General features: G+C 56.4%; 18 protein-coding genes. 8 read left to right on the top strand and 10 right to left on the bottom strand.

Going from position 1 to position 19,922, the window contains the following annotated elements:
• Positions 1–26: 26 nt before the first annotated feature.
• The gene (locus tag Q1B46_RS21445; RefSeq protein WP_299951831.1) at positions 27–2,054 is read right to left on the bottom strand and encodes an NADPH-dependent 2,4-dienoyl-CoA reductase; all 2,028 of its coding nucleotides are present in this window, start codon (positions 2,052–2,054) and stop codon (positions 27–29) included.
• Between the two features lie 138 nt (positions 2,055–2,192).
• Here Q1B46_RS21445 and Q1B46_RS21440 point away from each other — a divergent pair, with 138 nt between their 5' ends.
• The gene (locus tag Q1B46_RS21440) at positions 2,193–2,678 is read left to right on the top strand and encodes an RNA pyrophosphohydrolase (protein WP_299951829.1); all 486 of its coding nucleotides are present in this window, start codon (positions 2,193–2,195) and stop codon (positions 2,676–2,678) included.
• A 112-nt stretch (positions 2,679–2,790) separates the two neighbouring features.
• On the top strand, positions 2,791–3,351 hold the full coding sequence (locus tag Q1B46_RS21435; protein WP_299951827.1) for a hypothetical protein: 561 nt from the start codon (positions 2,791–2,793) through the stop codon (positions 3,349–3,351).
• Positions 3,352–3,409: 58 nt separating this feature from the next.
• Here Q1B46_RS21435 and Q1B46_RS21430 read toward each other — a convergent pair whose 3' ends face one another.
• Positions 3,410–4,399 carry an adenosine kinase gene (locus Q1B46_RS21430; RefSeq protein WP_299951825.1) on the bottom strand — a complete coding sequence of 330 codons (990 nt, stop codon included), beginning with the start codon at positions 4,397–4,399 and terminating at the stop codon, positions 3,410–3,412.
• Positions 4,396–5,040, bottom strand: coding sequence for an endonuclease III (gene nth, locus Q1B46_RS21425; protein ID WP_299662065.1), 645 nt, complete (start codon positions 5,038–5,040; stop codon positions 4,396–4,398). Before nth ends, Q1B46_RS21430 begins: the two co-directional genes overlap by 4 nt.
• A 118-nt stretch (positions 5,041–5,158) precedes the next feature.
• Here nth and Q1B46_RS21420 point away from each other — a divergent pair, with 118 nt between their 5' ends.
• Both Q1B46_RS21420 and Q1B46_RS21415 read left to right on the top strand, forming a co-directional pair.
• Positions 5,159–6,010: a bifunctional helix-turn-helix domain-containing protein/methylated-DNA--[protein]-cysteine S-methyltransferase gene (locus tag Q1B46_RS21420; protein WP_299951823.1), complete on the top strand. Its 852-nt coding sequence runs from the start codon at positions 5,159–5,161 to the stop codon at positions 6,008–6,010.
• 179 nt (positions 6,011–6,189) lie between these two features.
• Positions 6,190–6,624 (top strand): glyoxalase superfamily protein, encoded by a 435-nt coding sequence (locus tag Q1B46_RS21415; RefSeq protein ID WP_299951821.1) that lies wholly within the window; start codon positions 6,190–6,192, stop codon positions 6,622–6,624.
• Between the two features lie 55 nt (positions 6,625–6,679).
• On the opposite strand, the gene Q1B46_RS21410 is transcribed toward Q1B46_RS21415, so the two are convergent.
• Positions 6,680–8,119, bottom strand: coding sequence for an aldehyde dehydrogenase family protein (locus tag Q1B46_RS21410; protein ID WP_299951819.1), 1,440 nt, complete (start codon positions 8,117–8,119; stop codon positions 6,680–6,682).
• A 217-nt stretch (positions 8,120–8,336) separates the two neighbouring features.
• On the opposite strand from Q1B46_RS21410, the gene Q1B46_RS21405 reads away from it, so the two are divergent.
• Positions 8,337–8,987, top strand: a complete 651-nt coding sequence (locus tag Q1B46_RS21405; protein ID WP_299662077.1) for a peroxiredoxin — start codon at positions 8,337–8,339, stop codon at positions 8,985–8,987.
• A 38-nt stretch (positions 8,988–9,025) separates the two neighbouring features.
• Here Q1B46_RS21405 and Q1B46_RS21400 read toward each other — a convergent pair whose 3' ends face one another.
• Positions 9,026–10,021, bottom strand: a complete 996-nt coding sequence (locus tag Q1B46_RS21400) for a Hint domain-containing protein (RefSeq protein ID WP_299951816.1) — start codon at positions 10,019–10,021, stop codon at positions 9,026–9,028.
• Between the two features lie 164 nt (positions 10,022–10,185).
• On the opposite strand from Q1B46_RS21400, the gene Q1B46_RS21395 reads away from it, so the two are divergent.
• Entirely contained in the window at positions 10,186–11,652 is a 1,467-nt protein-coding gene (locus Q1B46_RS21395; RefSeq protein ID WP_299951814.1) for a pyridoxal-dependent decarboxylase, read from the top strand.
• Positions 11,653–11,766: 114 nt separating this feature from the next.
• Here the strand turns inward: Q1B46_RS21395 and pnp are convergent, their stop codons facing one another.
• The 5 genes from pnp to Q1B46_RS21370 all read right to left on the bottom strand — a co-directional run bounded on the left by pnp (position 11,767) and on the right by Q1B46_RS21370 (position 16,234).
• A complete protein-coding gene (gene pnp / locus Q1B46_RS21390; protein ID WP_299951812.1) occupies positions 11,767–13,917 on the bottom strand; it encodes a polyribonucleotide nucleotidyltransferase in 2,151 nt (716 codons plus the stop codon).
• Between the two features lie 225 nt (positions 13,918–14,142).
• Positions 14,143–14,511 carry a DUF1761 family protein gene (locus Q1B46_RS21385; protein ID WP_299951810.1) on the bottom strand — a complete coding sequence of 123 codons (369 nt, stop codon included), beginning with the start codon at positions 14,509–14,511 and terminating at the stop codon, positions 14,143–14,145.
• Complete coding sequence (locus tag Q1B46_RS21380; protein ID WP_299951808.1) at positions 14,508–14,930, bottom strand: SRPBCC domain-containing protein; 423 nt, start codon at positions 14,928–14,930, stop codon at positions 14,508–14,510. The genes Q1B46_RS21385 and Q1B46_RS21380 overlap by 4 nt, the downstream gene beginning before the upstream one ends.
• Complete coding sequence (locus Q1B46_RS21375) at positions 14,923–15,264, bottom strand: metalloregulator ArsR/SmtB family transcription factor (protein ID WP_299662094.1); 342 nt, start codon at positions 15,262–15,264, stop codon at positions 14,923–14,925. Before Q1B46_RS21375 ends, Q1B46_RS21380 begins: the two co-directional genes overlap by 8 nt.
• Before the next feature lie 55 nt (positions 15,265–15,319).
• Complete coding sequence (locus Q1B46_RS21370) at positions 15,320–16,234, bottom strand: LysR family transcriptional regulator (RefSeq protein WP_299951806.1); 915 nt, start codon at positions 16,232–16,234, stop codon at positions 15,320–15,322.
• A gap of 146 nt (positions 16,235–16,380) precedes the next feature.
• Between Q1B46_RS21370 and Q1B46_RS21365 the strand changes: the two genes are divergently transcribed.
• Together Q1B46_RS21365 and Q1B46_RS21360 are read left to right on the top strand one after the other, a co-directional pair.
• Positions 16,381–17,949 (top strand): arylsulfatase, encoded by a 1,569-nt coding sequence (locus Q1B46_RS21365; protein ID WP_299951804.1) that lies wholly within the window; start codon positions 16,381–16,383, stop codon positions 17,947–17,949.
• Between the two features lie 233 nt (positions 17,950–18,182).
• A complete protein-coding gene (locus Q1B46_RS21360; RefSeq protein ID WP_299951802.1) occupies positions 18,183–19,784 on the top strand; it encodes a BCCT family transporter in 1,602 nt (533 codons plus the stop codon).
• Positions 19,785–19,922: the final 138 nt, after the last annotated feature.

Below are 19,922 nucleotides of genomic sequence, written 5' to 3'. Positions count from 1 at the left end.
GCGCGCAGGACCCAAGATTGTATCGCTCAGAATATTGCCGCCAACCGAGTGCCCTGATTAATCGCGCGTTTGGCATCCAGTTCCGCCGCCACATCCGCGCCGCCAATCACATGCGGAGTGATGCCGCGTTGGGTCAGCTCATCTGCCAGACTGCGTTCGGGTAGCTGCCCGGCGCAGAGTACAATTGTATCCGCCGCAATCACCGTGGGGTCCGCACGAGTTTCGCCAAAGCTGATATGAAGGCCGTCATCGTCGATACGCTCATAGTTCACGCCGCCAACGAAATTGACGTCCTTCATCTTCAACGTTGCGCGGTGAATCCAGCCTGTGGTTTTACCCAATCCCTTGCCATGGCGCTGCGCCTTGCGCTGCAGCAGCGTGACCTGACGGGCTGGCGGTGCGGGCTGGGGGCCGTCGGGGGCCAGACCTGATCTGTGGTCGGCCGGATCGGTCACACCCCACTCCTTCATCCATAACGGCAGATCGGTTGTCGGGCTGTGACCGTCCTCAAGCAAAAACTCAGACACGTCAAAACCGATACCGCCTGCACCGATGACGGCGACTGACTTGCCCACGGGGGCCTTGCCGCGCAGCACGTCGATATAGCTCAGGACATTGTCGCGATCCTGACCGGGAATTTGCGGATCGCGCGGGATGACACCGGTGGCGATGACCACCTCGTCAAAATCGCGCAGATCATCCGCTGTAACATCATGGCCCAGTTGTAACCTGACGCCCAGATCGGCCACCATAGTCCGGTACCAGTCGACCAGTCCCCAGAATTCTTCTTTCCCCGGCACCTGTTTGGCCATGTTCAGCTGACCACCAACCTCGTCCGCGCGGTCAAACAATGTTACCTCGTGGCCGCGCTGCGCCGCTGTCATTGCGGTCGACAGACCTGCAGGACCCGCTCCGACGACAGCCACCTTCTTTACCTCGTCGGCCTTGCCAATCACCAGCTCGGTCTCATGACAGGCGCGGGGGTTCACAAGGCACGAGGTCAGCTTGCCGCTGAAGGTATGATCCAGACAAGCCTGATTGCAGGCGATGCAAGGCGCGATTTTGGCACCTTCACCCGCGATTGCCTTGTTGACGAAATCCGCATCCGCCAGCATTGGCCGCGCCATCGACACCATATCGGCGCAGCCGGTCGACAAAACCTCTTCGGCGACCTCGGGTGTGTTGATCCGGTTTGAGGTTATCACCGGAATCCCGACCTTGCCCATCAGCTTCTTGGTTACCCAGGCAAAGGCCGCACGCGGTACGCTGGTGGCAATGGTTGGAATCCGCGCCTCGTGCCAGCCGATACCGGTGTTGATGATCGTGGCCCCGGCCTGTTCTATTCGCTGAGCCAGTTCGACAACCTCATCATGGGTCGAACCATTGGGCACCAGATCGATCATCGACAAGCGATAGATGATGATGAAATCGGTGCCTACGGCCTGACGTGTTCGACGGACCACTTCGATCGGCAGGCGCATCCGGTTCTCATAGGACCCGCCCCAGCGGTCCGTGCGCTTGTTGGTATGGGTCACGAGGAACTGGTTCAGGAAGTACCCCTCGGACCCCATGATCTCGACCCCGTCATAGCCTGCCTTTTGGGCTAGTCGGGCCGCATTGACGATATCGCTGATTTGTTTCTCGATACCTTCTTCGTCCAGTTCATTCGGAGGGAATGGGGAAATAGGCGACTTAACGGGGCTGGGCGCCACGCATTTCGGGCCATAAGCATAACGCCCCGCATGTAGGATCTGCATCGCGATCTTGCCACCGGCATCATGTACCCGCTGAGTGACGATGGAATGGTTTGCCACTTCTTTGTCGTTGGTCATCATCGATGCCCCCGGCAGGACAGAGCCTTCAAGGTTTGGGCCAATCCCACCCGTCACCATTAGCGCCACGCCGCCCCGTGCCCGATCGGCATAGAACTCGGCCACGCGGTTCCAGTCGCCGGTTTCTTCCAATCCGGTATGCATGGACCCCATCAACACGCGGTTTTTCAGAGTGGTGAAGCCCAGATCCAGTGGGGCCAGCATGTTTGGGTACGCAGTCATGGAAAAACTCTCCCTCCCGAAATTGAGGGCTAGATTGACCTTCGCGTCATCTTTGTCACGCGAAACCTAACGTCATTCCCTTTGCGTTTTCTGCAGTGCTTGCTACAGACGCAGCAAAGCTTGTTCACGAGGCCGCGCATGACCCCTGATGAAATCGCCAAACTGCCCTATCGCCCCTGTGTTGGGCTGATGTTGATGAATGCTGAGGGCAAAATCTTTGTCGGTATGCGCAACGACGGGCCGATGGACGCCTGGCAGATGCCTCAGGGGGGCGTGGACAAGGGCGAAGACCCGCGCGATGCCGCCCTGCGCGAACTTTGGGAAGAAACCGGGGTGACCGCTGATCTGGTTGAAATCATCGCCGAGACCGACGGCTGGCTGCCCTACGACCTGCCGCAAGACATCGTGCCGAAGATCTGGAAGGGCCACTATCGCGGACAGGAGCAGAAGTGGTACCTGATGCGGTTTACTGGTCGGGATGACCAGATCGACATCGCGACCGAGCATCCCGAGTTTACCCGCTGGAAATGGCAGGATCAGGACCGGTTGGTGGAAGAAATCGTGCCGTTCAAACGGGATGTGTACCAGCAGGTGATGGAGGCGTTTCGGGGATACCTTTTTTGAAGTTTAAATCCGGCCTCTTGGTCGAGCGAAATCTGTTATGCGGGACGAAGCTGTCCTTGAGCGTTTGTATCTTTGAGATTATTTCGTAGCAAATAGTTGGCTTGGAGAGATCATGAAACACATGCTTTTAGCGCTCCTTGTTGGGTTCAGCCCAATTATTGCCAACGCGAACCAATCCGATTTAGCGCAGTCGATCATGAACGCAGGTAGAAGTGGTTCTGACGATAGAAGAACAACCGTCTTAGTTGACGATTGCACCGTTCAAACACTTGTGTTCGAGCCGTTCGAGAACCAAGGATTAGTTCTTTACTCAATGTTCGAATTTGATCTCAGTTGGACCGACATAATTCTAGCTGACAAAAAAAGAGGCGAGTACTTTTTCGCTTTTAATGCTGAACAGTTGAAAGACGAAGCGGCTCTTTTTAACTTCCGCACCGTCAGCCCATACATGGCGTTGCACGAAATGCCGAACTACAGAATTCGCAAGAGAAAAGACGGTAGCGACTCACACGTTAGGACGCCATCGTCAAGACAAGGGGCTGACGGGTATCACTTTATTGAGAACCATGACTTTGTTTTCATAATGGACAACCTTCCATCCCTAGAACAAGCAAGGGCTTTTGTAAGTGGCCTGAGGCAGTATCAAAGTGACTACTGTCGCCTCTCAAGTTGATTGTTAAGAACTCATTGTAATCGATTGATCACTGCTTGTTCAAAGGTGCGTAATGGGCTCAGAGCAGCCCTTCATCCTGCAACAACTCAACCATATTCGCCTCCGGCCTTGGGCCGATATGGCTGATCACTTCACGGGCGCAGACGTTGCCAATGCGGGCACAGGTCTCAAAGTCGCGGCCGGTGGCCATTCCAAACAGAAACCCCGCGGCGAATTGGTCGCCTGCGCCGGTTGCATCCACAGGAACAACTTTTTCCACCGGTACATCCGTGCGTTTGCCGTCGCTCAGGACAGTCACGCCGTCACCGGACCGGGTGCAGACAACCAAGGGGCAAATTTCGGCGGTTTTGGCCAGCGCATCTTCAAGATCGTCGGTTTCGAACAGCGATTTGATCTCGGCTTCGTTACCGATCACGAAATCCAGCTCGTTCTCGATCAGCAACAGGAAATCGACGCGGTGCCGCTCAACGCAGAAGGGGTCGGAAATGGCGATTCCAGCTTTGCCACCGCCCTTATGACAGTTGCGCGCGGCCTCAAGGAATGCAGCTTTGCCTTTTTCCTTGTCGAACAGATACCCTTCGAGGAACATGATCTGGCTATTGCCTGCGACATCTCCGGACACATCGTCTGAGGACAGTTCAGACGAGATGCCCAGATAGGTGTTCATCGACCGCTCACCGTCTGGTGAAACAAAGATCATCGAACGCGACGTCGGCAGTTCACCACCCGGGACCGGAGGGTTCACAAAATCCACGCCGTCCTCGTTCATCGCATCCGCATAGAACCGGCCCAGTGCGTCATCATGCACCCGCCCGATGAAGGCTGCGTCCAGCCCCAATGCGCCCGCTCCGGCGATGGTATTTGCGACCGAGCCGCCTGGCGTCTGCACCCGGCCTTCCATTGACGCATACAGGACCTCACCGCGTTCCTGTTCGATCAGTTGCATGATGCCTTTCTCGATGCCCATCAGCTCAAGGAAACTGTCATCGGCCTGGGAAATCACGTCCACTACGGCGTTACCGATGCCGGTCAGTTGGTAGGTCTTCATAGGGTCTTGTCCTCAAATTCGCAGAGATCGCGGATGATACAGGTCGGGCATTGCGGTTTGCGTGCCTTGCAGTGATAGCGGCCATGCAGGATCAGCCAGTGATGCGCATGTTGCTGGAAATCGGTTGGGATGTTGTCCTCGATGGCGCGTTCTACAGCGTCCACATGCTTGCCAGGGCAGATACCGGTACGGTTACCGACGCGAAAGATATGGGTGTCCACCGCCTGAGCCGGGTAATGCCACCACATGTTCAATACAACATTGGCCGTCTTGCGCCCCACACCGGGCAGCGATTGCAATGCCGCGCGGGAATTGGGGACCTCGCCGCCATAGTCATCAACAAGAATACGGCTCAGTTTGATGACATTCTTGGCCTTTTGGCGAAATAGGCCGATTGTTTTGATATGCTCGATCAAGCCCTCTTCGCCCAGATCCAGCATCTTTTGCGGGGTGTCGACGATCTTGAACAGCTCTTTCGTTGCCTTATTGACCCCGGCATCGGTCGCCTGCGCTGAAAGCGCCACGGCGACAACCAGAGTATAGACATTCACGTGATCCAACTCGCCCTTGGGCTCGGGATCGGCCTCGTGAAACCGCGTAAAGATCTCGCGGATCGTGTGATATCCAAGTTGTTTTGCCATCCGGGCCTTATTGCCGCCCAAGGGGTCGTGACGCAAGCCCAAAGCCAATGCGCATGTTCCGGGTCGATTGGGCGTGACCTGCGCGCTATGGTCTATCCAAGCGAATGAGGTGAGACCCATGAACATTCAGAACGCGGAAGGCGGATATCACTACAACGTCATGCGGCGCGCGATCGAGCTGATAGATCAGGGCGGTGAAACCCTTGGACTCGAAGACCTCGCCCGTCAGATGGACATGAGCACGGCCCATTTCCAGCGTTTGTTCTCGCGTTGGACCGGAGTTTCGCCAAAACGGTACCAGCAATATTTGACGCTGGGCCACGCCAAAGCGCTATTGCGAGAGCGTTTCACCACATTGGAGACCGCGCATAACGTAGGCTTGTCCGGCAGCGGACGGCTGCACGACCTGTTCCTGAAATGGGAATCCATGAGCCCCGGTGAATATGCCCGCAAAGGCGCAGGTCTGACGATCTATTGGGGCTGGTTTGAAAGCCCCTTTGGCCCAGCTCTGATCATGGGTACCAACAAAGGTATCTGTGGCATCGCTTTTGGAGCTGAAACAGGTGAAGAAGAGGCGATGGAGGACATGCTGTCCCGTTGGCCGCAAGCGGGGTTCGTCGAAGACCCGATGCGCTTGCGCCCATGGGTTCTCAGTGCCTTTGGCGCGGCAAGTGACCGCTTGCAACCGACTCCGTTATACCTGATCGGTTCACCGCTGCAGATTAAAGTTTGGGAGGCGTTGATGCATATCCCATCCGGTCAGGTTACCACATATTCCGAGATCGCGGAGCGCGTTGGCTCTCCGCAGGCGGTGCGGGCCGTGGGTACGGCAGTGGGCCGGAACCCGGTCAGTTGGCTGATCCCCTGTCACCGCGCCCTGCGCAAATCCGGAGGTCTGGGCGGATACCACTGGGGCCTTCCGGTCAAACGCGCCATGTTGGCGTTTGAGGCCGCGCAAGCCGACGCCTGATTGACAGATCGGCCTGTCGGTGCCAAAAGGCGCCGCAGGTTCGGGTCTCCTGCCGTTCGCGGCCCTAAGGCTTTGGTGAAACCCGATAGATCAGAACATCTGTTGCCTTTTCCCGGCGCGCGGATGGTAATGCGAGCCCCGTCCAGATTTCGCGCCCGTTAAAGGAAACGAGGCAAATCATGACACGAGTTCAAAACATCGCTCCGATTGCGGAGTTGAAAGAGCAGGCAAAACGCCTTCGAAAACGCTTGCGTGACACTGATGTTCACCTGTCGCATGGCGAAGCACTGGAACTGCTGGCCCATCAACATGGCGTGCGGGATTGGAACACGTTGCACGCGATGTCTGGCAATCGAATGCAGCTACGCGTAGGCGACCGGGTTGAGGGTCGGTATCTGGGTCAGCCTTTCACGGCAGAAATTCGCGGCCTGACAATGATGGGTGATGGATCGCATCGACGGGTAACCTTGCAGTTTGATAAGGCGGTGGATGTGGTGCGGTTCAACAGCTTTTCTGCATTTCGCCAGCGTGTCACTGGTGAGATTGGCTGGGATGGCCGGTCCGCCCGCCAGACCTCGGACGGAGAACCACAGCTTGTCGTCCGACCTGTCTGAATATTAGAGCGAGGCACCCTTGGGTGCCTCACAATTTGATAGTATCAAATGGGGGTTACTCGGCTGCCCAGCCGCCTACGGCCTTCACGTCCAGAAAGTCTTCCAGACCCCAAACCCCGCCTTCACGGCCATTGCCTGACTGCTTCATCCCTCCAAAGGGTGATCCAGCACTTCGCGATTGGCCGTTCATTTCGACCATGCCCGAGCGCAATGCGCGGGCCATCCGATTGGCACGATCGCCATCCTGTGTCTGGACATAGTTGGTCAGACCATAAGGCGTGTCATTGGCGATCTCGATGGCTTCTTCCTCGGTGTCGAACGGGATCATGGTCAGAACCGGGCCAAAGATTTCCTCGCGCGCGACGGTCATCTGGTTGTTGGCGTCGGCAAAAACTGTGGGGCGGACATAGTAGCCTTTGTTCAGACTTTCGGGCCGCCCGGTGCCGCCTGCGACCAGACGCGCACCCTCGTCGATGCCCTTCTGGATCAGGTCCTGAATTTTGCTCCACTGAAGCTCATTTACAACCGGGCCGATATGGCGGCCTTCTTCCGACGCGGGGCCGACTGAAACCTTGTTGGCCACCTCGGCGGCAGTCTCGACCGCCTGATCGTAGATTGGGCGCTGTACCAGCATCCGGCTGGGGGCGTTGCAGCTTTGGCCGGTGTTGTTCATCATGTGCAGCACGCCGCGTTTGACAGCCTTTTCGTCCGCATCGGCAAAGACCACATTGGCGCCTTTCCCACCCAGTTCCAGATGCACTTTCTTCAACGTATCTGCGGCGTTTTTGGAAATCGCCGTTCCGGCCCGGGTCGAGCCGGTAAAGCTGACCATATCCACATCCGGATGCGCCGAAAGCTGCGAGCCAACGCCAACACCATCGCCGTTCACTAGATTGAAGACCCCAGCCGGGAAACCGGCCTCATCCATCATCTCGGCAAAAACCATCGCGTTCAGCGGGCTTTGCTCTGACGGTTTCAGCACCATGGTGCAGCCCGCGATGGCTGCGGCACCAACCTTGAGCGTGACCTGATTCATCGGCCAGTTCCACGGCGTGATCAGGGCCGCCACACCGACGGCTTCGTAGATGATCCGATCATTTGGTGCATGATCGCCAAGCGGACGTTCGAACTGAAACGCTTTGGCGGCGCGGATAAAGTTTTTCAGGTGATAGATACCCGCACCGGATTGCTGGGTACGCGCCATGTCAATTGGCGCACCCATTTCCATGGACATCGCCTGCGCCAGATCCTCCGAACGCGTAGCATAGATGTCGACCAGCTTTTCCACCAAGCCGATACGCTCTTCGACTGGAGTGGCCATCCAGCCGGGCAGGGCGGATTTGGCCGCAGCGACCGCCGCATTCGTGTCGGCCTCTGATCCCAAAGAGATCACCGCGCAGGGCTCTTCGGTCGAGGGGTCGATCACTTCGAAATCATTCGTCGCTGACGGGGCGACCCATTTGCCGTTGATATAGAAATCGCTTTTTTCGATCATGGTTCATCCTCCGGAGCGGAATCAATCGACCGGTCGGTCGGTTTTCATGTTCACTCTGTCACCCGACCCAGTGTAGGGCAAGGGACAAATCATAATTTGATCAAATTATGTATCTACTGAATCTTCTGACAGGGCAACATGAATGGTTTAACCTCTGCGCAAAGTGATTAGGTTGGCATCAACCGACTCAGGTTTTTCGCAGGAAAGGAGCTTCCCTATGGGTTTGCGTATCAACGACACAGTCCCGAATTTCACAGCAGAAACAGATCAGGGCACTGTCCAGTTTCATGACTGGATTGGCGATAGCTGGGCCATTCTGTTCTCGCACCCCAAGGATTTCACCCCTGTCTGCACGACCGAGTTTTCGGCCGTTGCACAGCTGAACGACGAATGGGCCGCGCGGAACACCAAAGTGATGGGTGTATCGGTCGATGGTGTCGAAGACCACAAGAAATGGAAGAAAGACATCGAAGCCTATGGCAATGCTAATCCAGGCTTCCCGATCATCGCCGATGACGGTCTGGCCGTGTCCAAAGCCTTTGACATGCTGCCAGCTGAGGCCTACCTGCCCGATGGTCGCACCCCAGCAGACAGCGCCACCGTGCGTTCGGTTTTCATCATCGGCCCGGATAAGCAGCTGAAGCTGTCGATGACCTACCCGATGACAGTGGGCCGGAACTTTGCTGAAATCCTACGCGCGCTGGATGGCCTGCAGATGAGCGCCAAAGGCGTGGCGACCCCTGCAAACTGGGTTCCGGGTGAAGATGTGATCATCCCACCTGCGGTATCCAATGAAGATGCCAAGGCCAAATTTGGTGAGTTCGAAACGATCTTCCCCTATCTGCGCAAAACCAAAGCGCCCTCGTGATCGGATATTAGGCAGGGGGCGAAAGCCCCCACCTTCGTCTAGTGTGCAAACGCCGAATTTGAGCCTGCGGGCGCAGACAGTTGACCCCGCAACATCTGCACTTCGAACGGTTTCAGAACCGGCAGCACGGTGTCGCCGTAGCCGCTTGCGCCGGAATTAAGCTCGGGGAACAATTCGAATAGTTCCGCTTTGGCGGCAACACTCATCGCATTGAGTGTGCAGTCGCCAGGAAAAAACGACTCGGACCACAGACCATCGACATTCACCAGCTCATGCTGATCGAACAAGATATGGATATACTCGACACCCCGATCCGGAGGAGCCTGAGTTATGGTCTTGCCGTTGATTAGTGACTTAGCCGAAGCCAGCATCATCGGATGACAATGATGCAGCTCCATCGCAGGTGAAGAAACTACGACGCGATGCTGAGGTGAAAGCAAAAGATCCCGCGCCGGTGTATCTGGCCCAAGGCTGCCCGCGCTGATCCGGATCGGGCAGTGTTTCGGTGTCTGCTTCAGGTCCGCTTTGCTTAGGCGCCTTCGGCCTACCCATCGTACTGTCCGGCCCGAGCCATCGGTGACGACTACCTGATCCCCAGCCTTGATCTCGTCGATCAGGTGCCGCCCGGTCGGTGTCAGGATATAGGACCCAGATGTAAAGCAGACAAAGCTGGGAATGCTGTCATAGGCCACGGGCGGCGCGGTACCTTGCGCCAATGAATTGCCGATCAAAACATCGCCAACACCAACATTTCCCGAGGTTACAACGATGTACTGCGTGCCTGAAAAATGGATAAGCGTGTAGGCAACCGGAAGCCCGCCGACAGTGGCCGTGTAACCTTCGAAAATCTGGAAATTATCTGAGTTGGTCAGATTTGAAAGCGAGCTGGTGTCAAACTGCTGTTCGCCACCGCTATCGCCGTCTTCCAGAAAACCGTCGTCATCGGTGATTTCGACCTGATGCCCCTGGACGACTGTCACGCTTGGATTGCCGAACGGATCCCCGTTGATTTCATAGATAGTAATAGAGGCCAAAGCGAAACGGTTTCCCAGACAATTAAGGGTTTTCTTAAGTTTTCACTAAATCAACTTATAAGTGTTAAGAATTGGTTTACTGAATAACAGCGCGCAACAGCCGATTGACTCAACATCAAGCGCACTCCAAACTCTCAGTTTTTGAACTCTTGGGGGCATTTGGCATGAGCAATTTTGAAGAATCTCTGGATCCCGAAGATTGGTCCCTGTCGCGCAAGCTTGCGCATCAAATGGTCGATGATGCCGTCTCACACCTGTCCGATGTGCGTGAACGGCATGTCTGGCAGGAGATGCCAGATGCGGTGCGGGATTTCTTCAAATCTCCAGCGCCGATGGCACCACAACCCCTTGATCGTGTCTATGATGACTTGCGCGAGAACCTGTTTCCCTACTCTATGGGCAACATCCATCCTCGATTTTGGGGGTGGTACATGGGGTCATCCAACTTCACCGGTGCGCTTGGCGATTTTATTGCTGCGGTCGATGGTTCGAACCTGGGTGGCGGCAATACTGCAGCGGCCATGATCGACATACAGGTGGTCGATTGGTTCAAAGAATTGATGGGATTTCCCAAGGATGCCAGCGGGACTCTGACCAGCGGGGGCTCAATGGCCAACATGGTGGCGCTGAATGTCGCGCGAAACGCTCTTGCCGGGGTCGACGTTCGGGCCGAGGGGATTTTGGGGATGCCGCAACCGCTTAGGTTCTACGCGTCAGATCAGGTGCACAGCTGCCATCAGAAAGCACTTGAGGCGATGGGTCATGGTGCAAAGTCGCTGACCGAAGTCGAAAGCGATGATCGCTTGCGCATGAGTATCCCCGCGTTGGAGAAAGCTATTGCCGAAGACAGGGCCAAAGGTATTAAGCCAGCCTGCGTCATCGGAACGGCAGGTACGACGAACACGGGTGCCTTGGACGATCTTACCGCGATTGCAGAAATCTGTCGCCGCGAGGGGATGTGGTTCCATGTGGATGGCTGTATCGGAGCCTTCTTGCGTCTAGCCCCCGGCAACAAACATTTGGTGGACGGCATAGAACTGGCCGATTCCATTGCGTTGGACCCGCATAAATGGCTGCATACTCCGTTCGAAGCAGGTTGTGTTCTGGTCCGCGACGCACAGCGTCATTTCGATACATTCGAGATGCATGGCGACTATCTGCAAATGCAGGAACGTGGGCTGATCGCGGGCAAGTTTCTGGCCGATTATGGTTTTGAGCTCAGTCGAGGCTTCAAGGCGCTCAAAATCTGGATGTCCCTGAAAGAGAACGGTGTCGAAAAATTTGGCCGCCTGATCGATCAGAACATCGGGCAGGCGCGATATTTACAGCAATTGGTCAGTGCCGACCCGCGCCTTGAACTAATCGCGCCAGTGGATCTGAACATCGTGTGCTTCCGCTATGCCAACGGGATCACTGACGAAGATCGGTTAAGGCAAATGAACACAGAAATCATGCTGCGGGTTCAGGAATCCGGAATCGCCGCCCCGTCTGATACGACGTTGGGCGGGAAGCATTGCCTGCGCGTCGCGATCAACAATCACCGCACCAAACGGAAGGATCTTGAGCTCTTCCTTGATGCGGTTCTGCAAACCGGGGCCGAGCTGGAAGAAGAGGCCCGCGCCAATGCATAGGTCTGATTGGCCGGGCGGATAAATCCCATCGCTGTCTGTCCTAAGCAGACGACTGAAACAAAAAAGACCCCGGCCGAAACCGGGGTCTTTCTTATTCAGATAGGGAAAGGCAGATTACTCGGCGCTTTCCTCTTTCTTTTCTTTCTTCTCAGGCGCGATCTCTTCACCGGTTTCCTGATCGACGATCTTCATCGACAGGCGGACCTTGCCGCGGTCGTCAAAGCCCAGCAGCTTGACCTTTACTTCCTGACCTTCCTTCAGCACATCCGACGGATGGTTCAGGCGGCGGTTTTCGATCTGAGACACGTGGACCAGACCGTCGCGCTTGCCAAAGAAGTTCACGAAGGCGCCGAAGTCGACGATCTTGACCACTTTACCGGTGTAGATCTGACCTTCTTCCGGCTCGGCGACGATCGAGTGGATCATCTCATAGGCCTTCTTGATCGATTCACCATCGGGCGAGGCGATCTTGATGACGCCGTCGTCGTTGATGTCGACCTTGGCACCCGAAACCTCAACGATCTCGCGGATAACCTTACCGCCCGAGCCGATCACTTCACGGATCTTGTCGGTCGGGATGTTCATGGTCTCGATGCGCGGCGCATGGATCGAGAAATCGTTGGTCTCGGACAGGGCTTTGCTCATCTCACCCAAGATGTACATCCGGCCGTCTTTGGCTTGTGACAGGGCTTTTTCCATGATCTCAGGCGTGATGCCCGCAACCTTAATATCCATCTGCAGCGAGGTGATGCCGTTTTCGGTACCTGCAACTTTGAAATCCATGTCGCCCAGGTGGTCTTCGTCACCCAGAATGTCCGACAGGATGGCATATTTGCCGTCATCTTCCAGGATCAGGCCCATGGCCACACCGGCAACGGCTGATTTCAGCGGAACACCCGCATCCATCATCGACAGCGAACCGCCGCAGACAGACGCCATCGAGCTGGAGCCGTTGGATTCAGTGATCTCCGACACGATACGGATCGTGTAGGGGAAGTCGGTCGCCGCAGGCAGAACCGCCTGCAAGGCGCGCCATGCCAGCTTGCCGTGGCCGATCTCGCGACGGCCAGGGCCCATGACCCGGCCAACTTCACCAACCGAATACGGAGGGAAGTTGTAATGCAGCAGGAAGTTCGATTTGAAGTTGCCATGCAGCGCGTCGATGAACTGTTCATCGTCACCGGTGCCCAGCGTGGTCACGGCCAGCGCCTGCGTTTCACCGCGGGTGAACAGGGCAGATCCATGGGTCCGTGGCAGCATTCCGGTTTCCGAAACGATACTGCGGATCTCGTCGGTCGCACGACCGTCGATCCGCTTGCCGGTTTTGACAACGTCACCACGCAGAATGCCAGCTTCAAGCTTTTTGAGGGCTGAACCAAGGTTGCTGTCTTCCAGTTGCTCTTCGCTCAGCGATTCTTTGATCGCGGCACGCGCTTCGGCAACAGCGGCAGTGCGCTCTTGCTTGTCGGTGATTGCGAAGGCGGCGCGCATCTGCTCTTCACCGGCTGCTTTGACAGCGGCGGACAGCTCCGAATAGTCAGGCGCTTGGAAGTCAAACGGCTCTTTCGCGGCGTCTTCGGCCAGAGCGATGATCAGGTCGATCACTGGCTGAAGCTGCTCGTGCGCGAATTTGACGGCACCCAGCATTTCGGCCTCAGAGAGCTCGTAGGCTTCCGATTCAACCATCATCACGGCGTCTTTGGTGCCGGCAACAACCAGATCCAGACGCTGTTCGGGGTTCAGGCGCAGGTCCTGCATGTCATCAACGGTCGGGTTCAGGACGTAATCGCCATCCTCAAAACCAACACGGCAACCAGCGATTGGGCCCATGAACGGTGCGCCAGACAAGGTCAGCGCGGCCGAAGCGGCGATCATCGCAACCATGTCGGGGTCATTTACCAAATCGTGGGACAGCACGGTGCACATCACCAGAACTTCGTTTTTGAAGCCATCAACGAACAGCGGGCGGATCGGACGGTCGATCAGACGCGCAGTCAGCGTCTCTTTCTCGGTCGGGCGCGCCTCGCGCTTGAAGAAGCCACCCGGAACTTTACCGGCGGCATAGTATTTCTCTTGGTAGTGTACGGTCAGCGGGAAAAAATCCTGACCGGGTTTTTGGGCACGGGCAAAGGTCACGTTTGCCATGACGCTGGTTTCACCCAGCGTGGCGATCACGCTGCCGTCGGCCTGACGGGCAACCTTGCCGGTTTCCAGTGTCAGCGTCTCTTCGCCCCACTGGATTGATTTCTTTGTTACATCAAACATTTGCGTATCCTAGATGGGAGCACTCCCGCCCCTGCGGGTCTCCCGTTTTGCATGGCGGCCCCATTGCCGCCGACCCCATTTTAGCTTTCGTCTGAGTGCCAGGGTCAGGGCACAACGTCTCAGATGGTTGGGCCATACATGAGTTTGCGAGCTTTGGAAAGTCGGGAGTTTTTTGGGGGCAGAGGACCGCCCAGCCCCCGCCCTAATCGGGCAAGGGCTGATATTTCACAGGATCGCGTGTGCCAGGATCATCACCACGCCGCATCCAAGTGCATAGCCGGTGTCGACGGCGATGGCGAAGCCGTTTTTCTGCGCCCATGCCCCGACCGAGGCCGCCTGCGCAGCCACGGCGAGGATCGCCAGCACAGCAGCGCCCAGATTGTTGGTGGTCTCGGTCACCGCGATCACGGCGGCCAGCAGGATCAGGAATACGATCTGCGTGATCATTTGCAGCAGCGGCGGAGAGGCGGGCGGAGCGGGATCAATCCGTGTGCCTTCGGCCCAGCGTTTCTGGAACCCGACGGGTCCATAAACCAACCAGCCCAGCAAAAAGGCGGCGATCACCCCCGCGCCAAGGGCGAGCCAATTGATCACAATGCTTCCTCCAGTGCGGCAAGAATTGAGGTCCAGCCACCTTCGTGGTTGTCGCGGCTTTCCTGTGACGGAAAGCGGATGTGATGCAGTCGCAATTCCGTACCTTTATCGGTGGGCATGAAATCCAGCGTCACGGTGGAATCGTCCTGACTGTAGGGTGAGTTCCAGGTGAATTGCAGCCGATTGGGCCGATCGATCACCTTGTATTCGCCCTCATGCGGCAAATCGCCAGCCTCGGGTGCACGCATGATGATCTTGAAGCGTCCGCCGACCTTCGCGTCGGATCGTGCCTCGGGCACCGACATGTTAGGGCCTGGTAGCATGAATTTGGCCAGCATTGCCGGGTCTAACCAGGCATCAAACACCTTTTCAGGCGGGTGCGGAATGGCACGTGTGATTTCAAGAGACAGATCAGTCATCTTCTGGGTCCTCCAAAGCAGTTTCCAAGGCGTCCAGCCGAAGCGTCCAGATTGAACGCAGCCCGGCGAACCATTCATCCACGGCTGACAAGGGGGCCATCTGCACCTCGATCAGATGCTCGCGCCATTCCGTCCGGCGATGCACCAAACCGGCATTTTCCAGCACCTTGATGTGCTTGGATACCGAATTGAGGCTCATCTCGAACTGCCGCGCGATATCCGTCACCCGCAAGGGACCCTGCTGCGCAAGCATTGTCAGGATCGCACGGCGGGTTGGATCGGACGCGGCCTTCAATATTGCGCCTAAGTCATAGCGACTCTCTCGTTCAACCATTTGGATGAATTACACCTCTTTCTTGCTTCAGTCAACCATTTGGGTGAATAATACATCACCTGAGCTTTTGGCCAGCCAGTACTTCAAGCTGTTTCCACAGGGTTTCGGTGGCGGGCTGTCCCGGTCCTGCCTTTCGTGCAGCGCATATATTCCAGCTAATTGATGGCGTAGTTTCTATCAGCCCGACCGACCCGTCAGCGATCCGCTCGGCAAAGGTTTCGGGCATACCGCCTACAACGAACTCGGGCCCCGTCAGCAGGGATGTCAGAAAGGCATAATCATCGCTTTCCACCTGCGGCAAGGCTCTAACCTTTTCGGCTGCATCATCTGTGCCGCCCAAAGCCCGCGTGATCGCCGCACGCCAATGTTTGTGTAAATGCGGCGAGGCGAAAGGGTACGAGAATAGTTCGTTCAAAGTTACTGGGGACTTGCCATGCAACGGATGCGAGACATGGGCGGCAAACACCACTGCGCGTTTTTCGAACATCATCAACTCGATATTCTCGGTCTCGGGCGTATGGGTCAGATCGCCCAGGTAGATGTCGATTTCGCCACTCTCAAGCATCTCGATTGGTGCCTGTCGCGCGCTGACATCCACCCTGAAACGTAAGGTCTGCGATTGCTGCAACGCCGCCTGAATCGCGGGCCTGACCAACGTACGCGGTGTTAGTGGGCCGCAACCGATCCGCACGGTCTGGCTGGTATCCAGTCGGATACGCTCGATCTGATCGGCACAACGCTTCAGATCCGCCTGCAGATTCTTTGCCACGGGTAGAAACTTCTGCCCCTCACGCGTCAGCCCGCTGTTACCGCGTTTGCGATGAAACAACGGGAAGCCGACTTGTTCCTCGGCCATCGAAACATAACGCGACAGCGACGCGTTCGAGACACCCAATCGTTTGGCTGCCTCCTGAAAATTGCCCGTCTCAGCAAGGTACAGAACGGCGGAAAGAGTCTTTTCGGTTAACACGGCAGTCCTCAGGTTTCAGATCCTGATCACTAAGTTTCAGAATCTGCAAGAATGTAAACCCGCGTTGTGATGAGACCGACCCACCCGCTAGGACAGACTGTATTACCGTCAATATGCCACTTGGTTGCATGCAGGAGTCGAATGCGATGTTTCAAATAAAATCAATGACAACCAGCCTTGCGGTGGGTTTGTGGGCAGTTGCCACGGCGGCCGTCGCACAGGCTGAAAAACCCAATATTCTGGTGATTATGGCGGACGACGTCGGCTGGGCCAGTCTTGGCAGCTATCATCAGGGCGTCAAAAGCATCCAAACCCCGAATCTGGATCAGCTCGCAGCCGAGGGTGCGCGTCTGACGGACTACTATGCCCAACCCAGCTGTACCGCAGGGCGTTCCGCTTTCATCACTGGTCAGTTTCCGGTTCGGACAGGGATGCACACCGTGGGCCTTCCGGGTGATCCGGTCGGGCTGAGCGAGGAAGACCCGACGCTGGCAAACATCCTCAAATCCATGGGCTATACCACCGGGCAGTTCGGCAAGAACCATCTGGGTGATCTGAACAAATTTTTACCCACGGCCAAGGGCTTTGATGAATACTGGGGTTGGCTCTACCATCTCAACGCGATGGAATACACGACCGACCCGGACTGGCCGGATGATCCGGAATTTGCAGCCCAGTTCGGACCACGTAACATTATCCATTCCTTCGCTACTGACACGGTTGATGAAACCGTCGATCCGCGTTGGGGACCAGTGGGCAAACAGCGCATCGTTGATGACGGTCCTGCCCCACCTGAACGTCAGAAAACACTGGATGATGAGGTAACGGCCCACACCATCGATTTCATCAACCGTGCCGTCGAAGGCGACACACCATTCTTCGTCTGGATGGCCCCCGCCCGAGCGCATGTTTGGACCCATCTGAGCCCGGAATACGAGGCGATGCTGGGCGACGGGCGCGGACTGCAGGATGTGGTCATGAAAGAACTCGACAATAATGTCGGCAAGGTGACCGCGCATCTTGAGGAACTCGGCATTGCCGACAACACGATTGTCATCTTCACTTCGGACAATGGCCCGGAAACCATGACATGGCCCGATGGCGGCACCACTCCATTCCATGGTGAGAAAGGCACCACCTGGGAAGGCGGTTTCCGCGTTCCAGCCATCATCCGCTGGCCCGGCAACATCGCCGAAGGTCAGGTGCTGAATGGCATCTTTGACGGTATGGACTGGATGCCCACTCTGGTCGCGGCAGCCGGGGGATCTCAGGATTTGCCTGCCGATCTGCTTGAAGGATATGAAGGCTACCAGGTGCATCTGGATGGGTACAATCAGCTCTCATATCTGACTGGCGAAACGCCCAGCAACAGAAAGGAAATCGTCTATTACGAAGGTACCGACCTGCAGGCGATCCGCTATAATGACTGGAAAGCCCATTTTACCATTCAGGAAAAAGGCTGGGCCGGCCCCAAAGAGGAACTGAATGCGCCCTTGCTGTTCAACCTTCGCCGCGACCCCTACGAGAAAGCGGCCGAGGAATCCGGAATGTACACGCGCTGGATGGGCAACAAGATGTGGGCCTTTGGTCCGGCAGCCCGATTGGTACGGGCGCATCTCGAAACCTTTGTTTCGTTCCCACCGCGCGGTGCGACCGTAGGCAATGAGACCCACGTTCAGGAACAGGTCAGCGGCGAAGGTGGCATGTCGCAATAGCGTCCGGACAGGTAATCTAATCGCCCCAAAAGACGCCCGCTAAAACGCGGGCGTCTTTCATGCTTACATTTTGATAATCGAATACATTTGGAGAAAATTTAGTATCCGTATAGGCTGAGAACACCATACCTGCGGTCGAAACGACGGAAACGCGCCAAGGGAATACGAAACTCACCTCCGTCCGCCGGTCGAATACCTTGGCGTTTGCACGTTGCGAACAGAAGGGCAGACGCATGGCACAAACCAAGAAAATGTTGGATCCGGACCCTCGGATTTATGACTTCGAGACCGAGTATGAACTTGGACAGGACAATGTCCGGCCCTTCGGTCTGGACATCCATAACCCGGTCTTTTTGATCTCAAGCATCCTGATCTTTGCGTTCGTCCTGATCGCATTGGCCAATCAGGAGGCCGCAGCAACGTTCTTTGGCTGGCTCCGACCTTGGTTAACCAGCACGTTTGACTGGTTCCTCGTGCTGTCAGTTGACGCAATCACCCTGTTTGTTCTGGTACTGGTCATCCTGCCGGTGGGCAAAGTGAGGATCGGCGGCAAAGACGCCAAGCCCGACTATTCCTACGCCGGATGGATCGCAATGATGTTTGCGGCAGGTATCGGCATCGGGCTTTTATTCTTCGGTGTGATGGAACCGGTCTATTACAACTTTGCCGAAGGTGGAAACGCGGTGCCCTTGGGTATCGATATCGCTGTTCCGGGAAATGAATATGCCGGTATCGTTGGTACGATCCACCATTGGGGCCTTGAAGGCTGGGCTGTCTATGCGGCGGTGGGTTTGGCGCTTGCGATCTTCAGCTATAATCTCGGGCTGCCACTGACCTTGCGTTCGGCCTTCTATCCCATTCTTGGCGAACGAGTTTGGGGCTGGTGGGGCCATATGATTGATACGCTGGCCGTCTTTGCCACGCTCTTCGGCCTGACCACTTCGCTGGGTCTGGGCGCGCAACAAGTTGCCGCGGGACTGTATGAAGTGTTCGGCATTGAACCCAGCCCGACAGTCACCGTTCTGCTGATCATCGGTATTACGCTAATTGCGCTGGGATCGGTCCTGATGGGTATGGATGCGGGCGTCAAACGGCTGAGTGAGATCAATATGATCATGGCCGTAGGACTGTTCATTTTTGTGATTGTCGTCACTGGTGTAGGTACGGCCTTTGCCAGATACTTCAATGTCATGGTGGACTATGTGACCCATCTGCCGGCGCTGTCCAATCCGTTCGGGCGGGAAGACACCAGTTATTTCCACGGCTGGACGACCTTCTACTGGGCCTGGTGGATCGCGTGGTCACCCTTTGTTGGCATGTTCATCGCACGCATTTCGAAAGGCCGCACTGTGCGGGAATTTGTGATCTGCGCATTGTTGGCCCCGACGGCGGTCTGCGCATTGTGGATGTCGACCTTTGGTGGTGCCGCCATCGACATGCTGAACGCAGGCGGCGCTGAAGGTGTCCGGGCCACCGTGATCGACAGCTACGCCCCTGAAGGTGCGTTGTTTGGCTTCCTGAAAGAGCTGCCGCTTTACGGCCTGATCGCCCCAATAGCGCTGATCCTGATCGTGGTGTTCTTTGTGACTTCGTCCGACTCAGGTTCGTTGGTGATCGACACGATCACGGCTGGTGGCAAGATGGACGCGCCAGTTGTGCAGCGCGTGTTCTGGTGCACATTGGAAGGTCTGGTTGCGATCGCCCTGCTTCTGGGGGGTGGTCTTGCCGCGCTTCAGGGGGCAGCGGTTTCAACCGGCATCCCATTCACGCTGGTGGTTCTGATCATGTGCTATTGCCTGTGGCTGGCGCTGAAATCAGAAAAGGCGAAAATGTGAACGGAACCCACTGACGATAACAAAAAACGCCCGCCGAAATGGTGGGCGTTTTCATATCTGGGTTGAGGGATCAAACTACCCTTGCGAAACAGCATCCATGGCTCTGTCTGCACCAATCGGATGTGCAGCAACAGAACA

This window comes from uncultured Ruegeria sp. (assembly GCF_947500045.1).
In the GTDB taxonomy this organism is placed as follows: domain Bacteria; phylum Pseudomonadota; class Alphaproteobacteria; order Rhodobacterales; family Rhodobacteraceae; genus Ruegeria.
Note: the sequence above shows the minus strand (reverse complement) of the source record. Positions and strands in the feature narration are given on the sequence as shown.

Bases quoted from the DNA above. Each gene is read 5' to 3' on its own strand.
- Q1B46_RS21445 (WP_299951831.1), bottom strand. From the start codon at position 2,054: ATGACTGCGTACCCAAACATGCTGGCCCCACTGGATCTGGGCTTCACC.
- Q1B46_RS21440 (WP_299951829.1), top strand. From the start codon at position 2,193: ATGACCCCTGATGAAATCGCCAAACTGCCCTATCGCCCCTGTGTTGGG.
- Q1B46_RS21435 (WP_299951827.1), top strand. From the start codon at position 2,791: ATGAAACACATGCTTTTAGCGCTCCTTGTTGGGTTCAGCCCAATTATT.
- Q1B46_RS21430 (WP_299951825.1), bottom strand. From the start codon at position 4,399: ATGAAGACCTACCAACTGACCGGCATCGGTAACGCCGTAGTGGACGTG.
- nth (WP_299662065.1), bottom strand. From the start codon at position 5,040: ATGGCAAAACAACTTGGATATCACACGATCCGCGAGATCTTTACGCGG.
- Q1B46_RS21420 (WP_299951823.1), top strand. From the start codon at position 5,159: ATGAACATTCAGAACGCGGAAGGCGGATATCACTACAACGTCATGCGG.
- Q1B46_RS21415 (WP_299951821.1), top strand. From the start codon at position 6,190: ATGACACGAGTTCAAAACATCGCTCCGATTGCGGAGTTGAAAGAGCAG.
- Q1B46_RS21410 (WP_299951819.1), bottom strand. From the start codon at position 8,119: ATGATCGAAAAAAGCGATTTCTATATCAACGGCAAATGGGTCGCCCCG.
- Q1B46_RS21405 (WP_299662077.1), top strand. From the start codon at position 8,337: ATGGGTTTGCGTATCAACGACACAGTCCCGAATTTCACAGCAGAAACA.
- Q1B46_RS21395 (WP_299951814.1), top strand. From the start codon at position 10,186: ATGAGCAATTTTGAAGAATCTCTGGATCCCGAAGATTGGTCCCTGTCG.
- pnp (WP_299951812.1), bottom strand. From the start codon at position 13,917: ATGTTTGATGTAACAAAGAAATCAATCCAGTGGGGCGAAGAGACGCTG.
- Q1B46_RS21380 (WP_299951808.1), bottom strand. From the start codon at position 14,930: ATGACTGATCTGTCTCTTGAAATCACACGTGCCATTCCGCACCCGCCT.
- Q1B46_RS21375 (WP_299662094.1), bottom strand. From the start codon at position 15,264: ATGGTTGAACGAGAGAGTCGCTATGACTTAGGCGCAATATTGAAGGCC.
- Q1B46_RS21365 (WP_299951804.1), top strand. From the start codon at position 16,381: ATGTTTCAAATAAAATCAATGACAACCAGCCTTGCGGTGGGTTTGTGG.
- Q1B46_RS21360 (WP_299951802.1), top strand. From the start codon at position 18,183: ATGGCACAAACCAAGAAAATGTTGGATCCGGACCCTCGGATTTATGAC.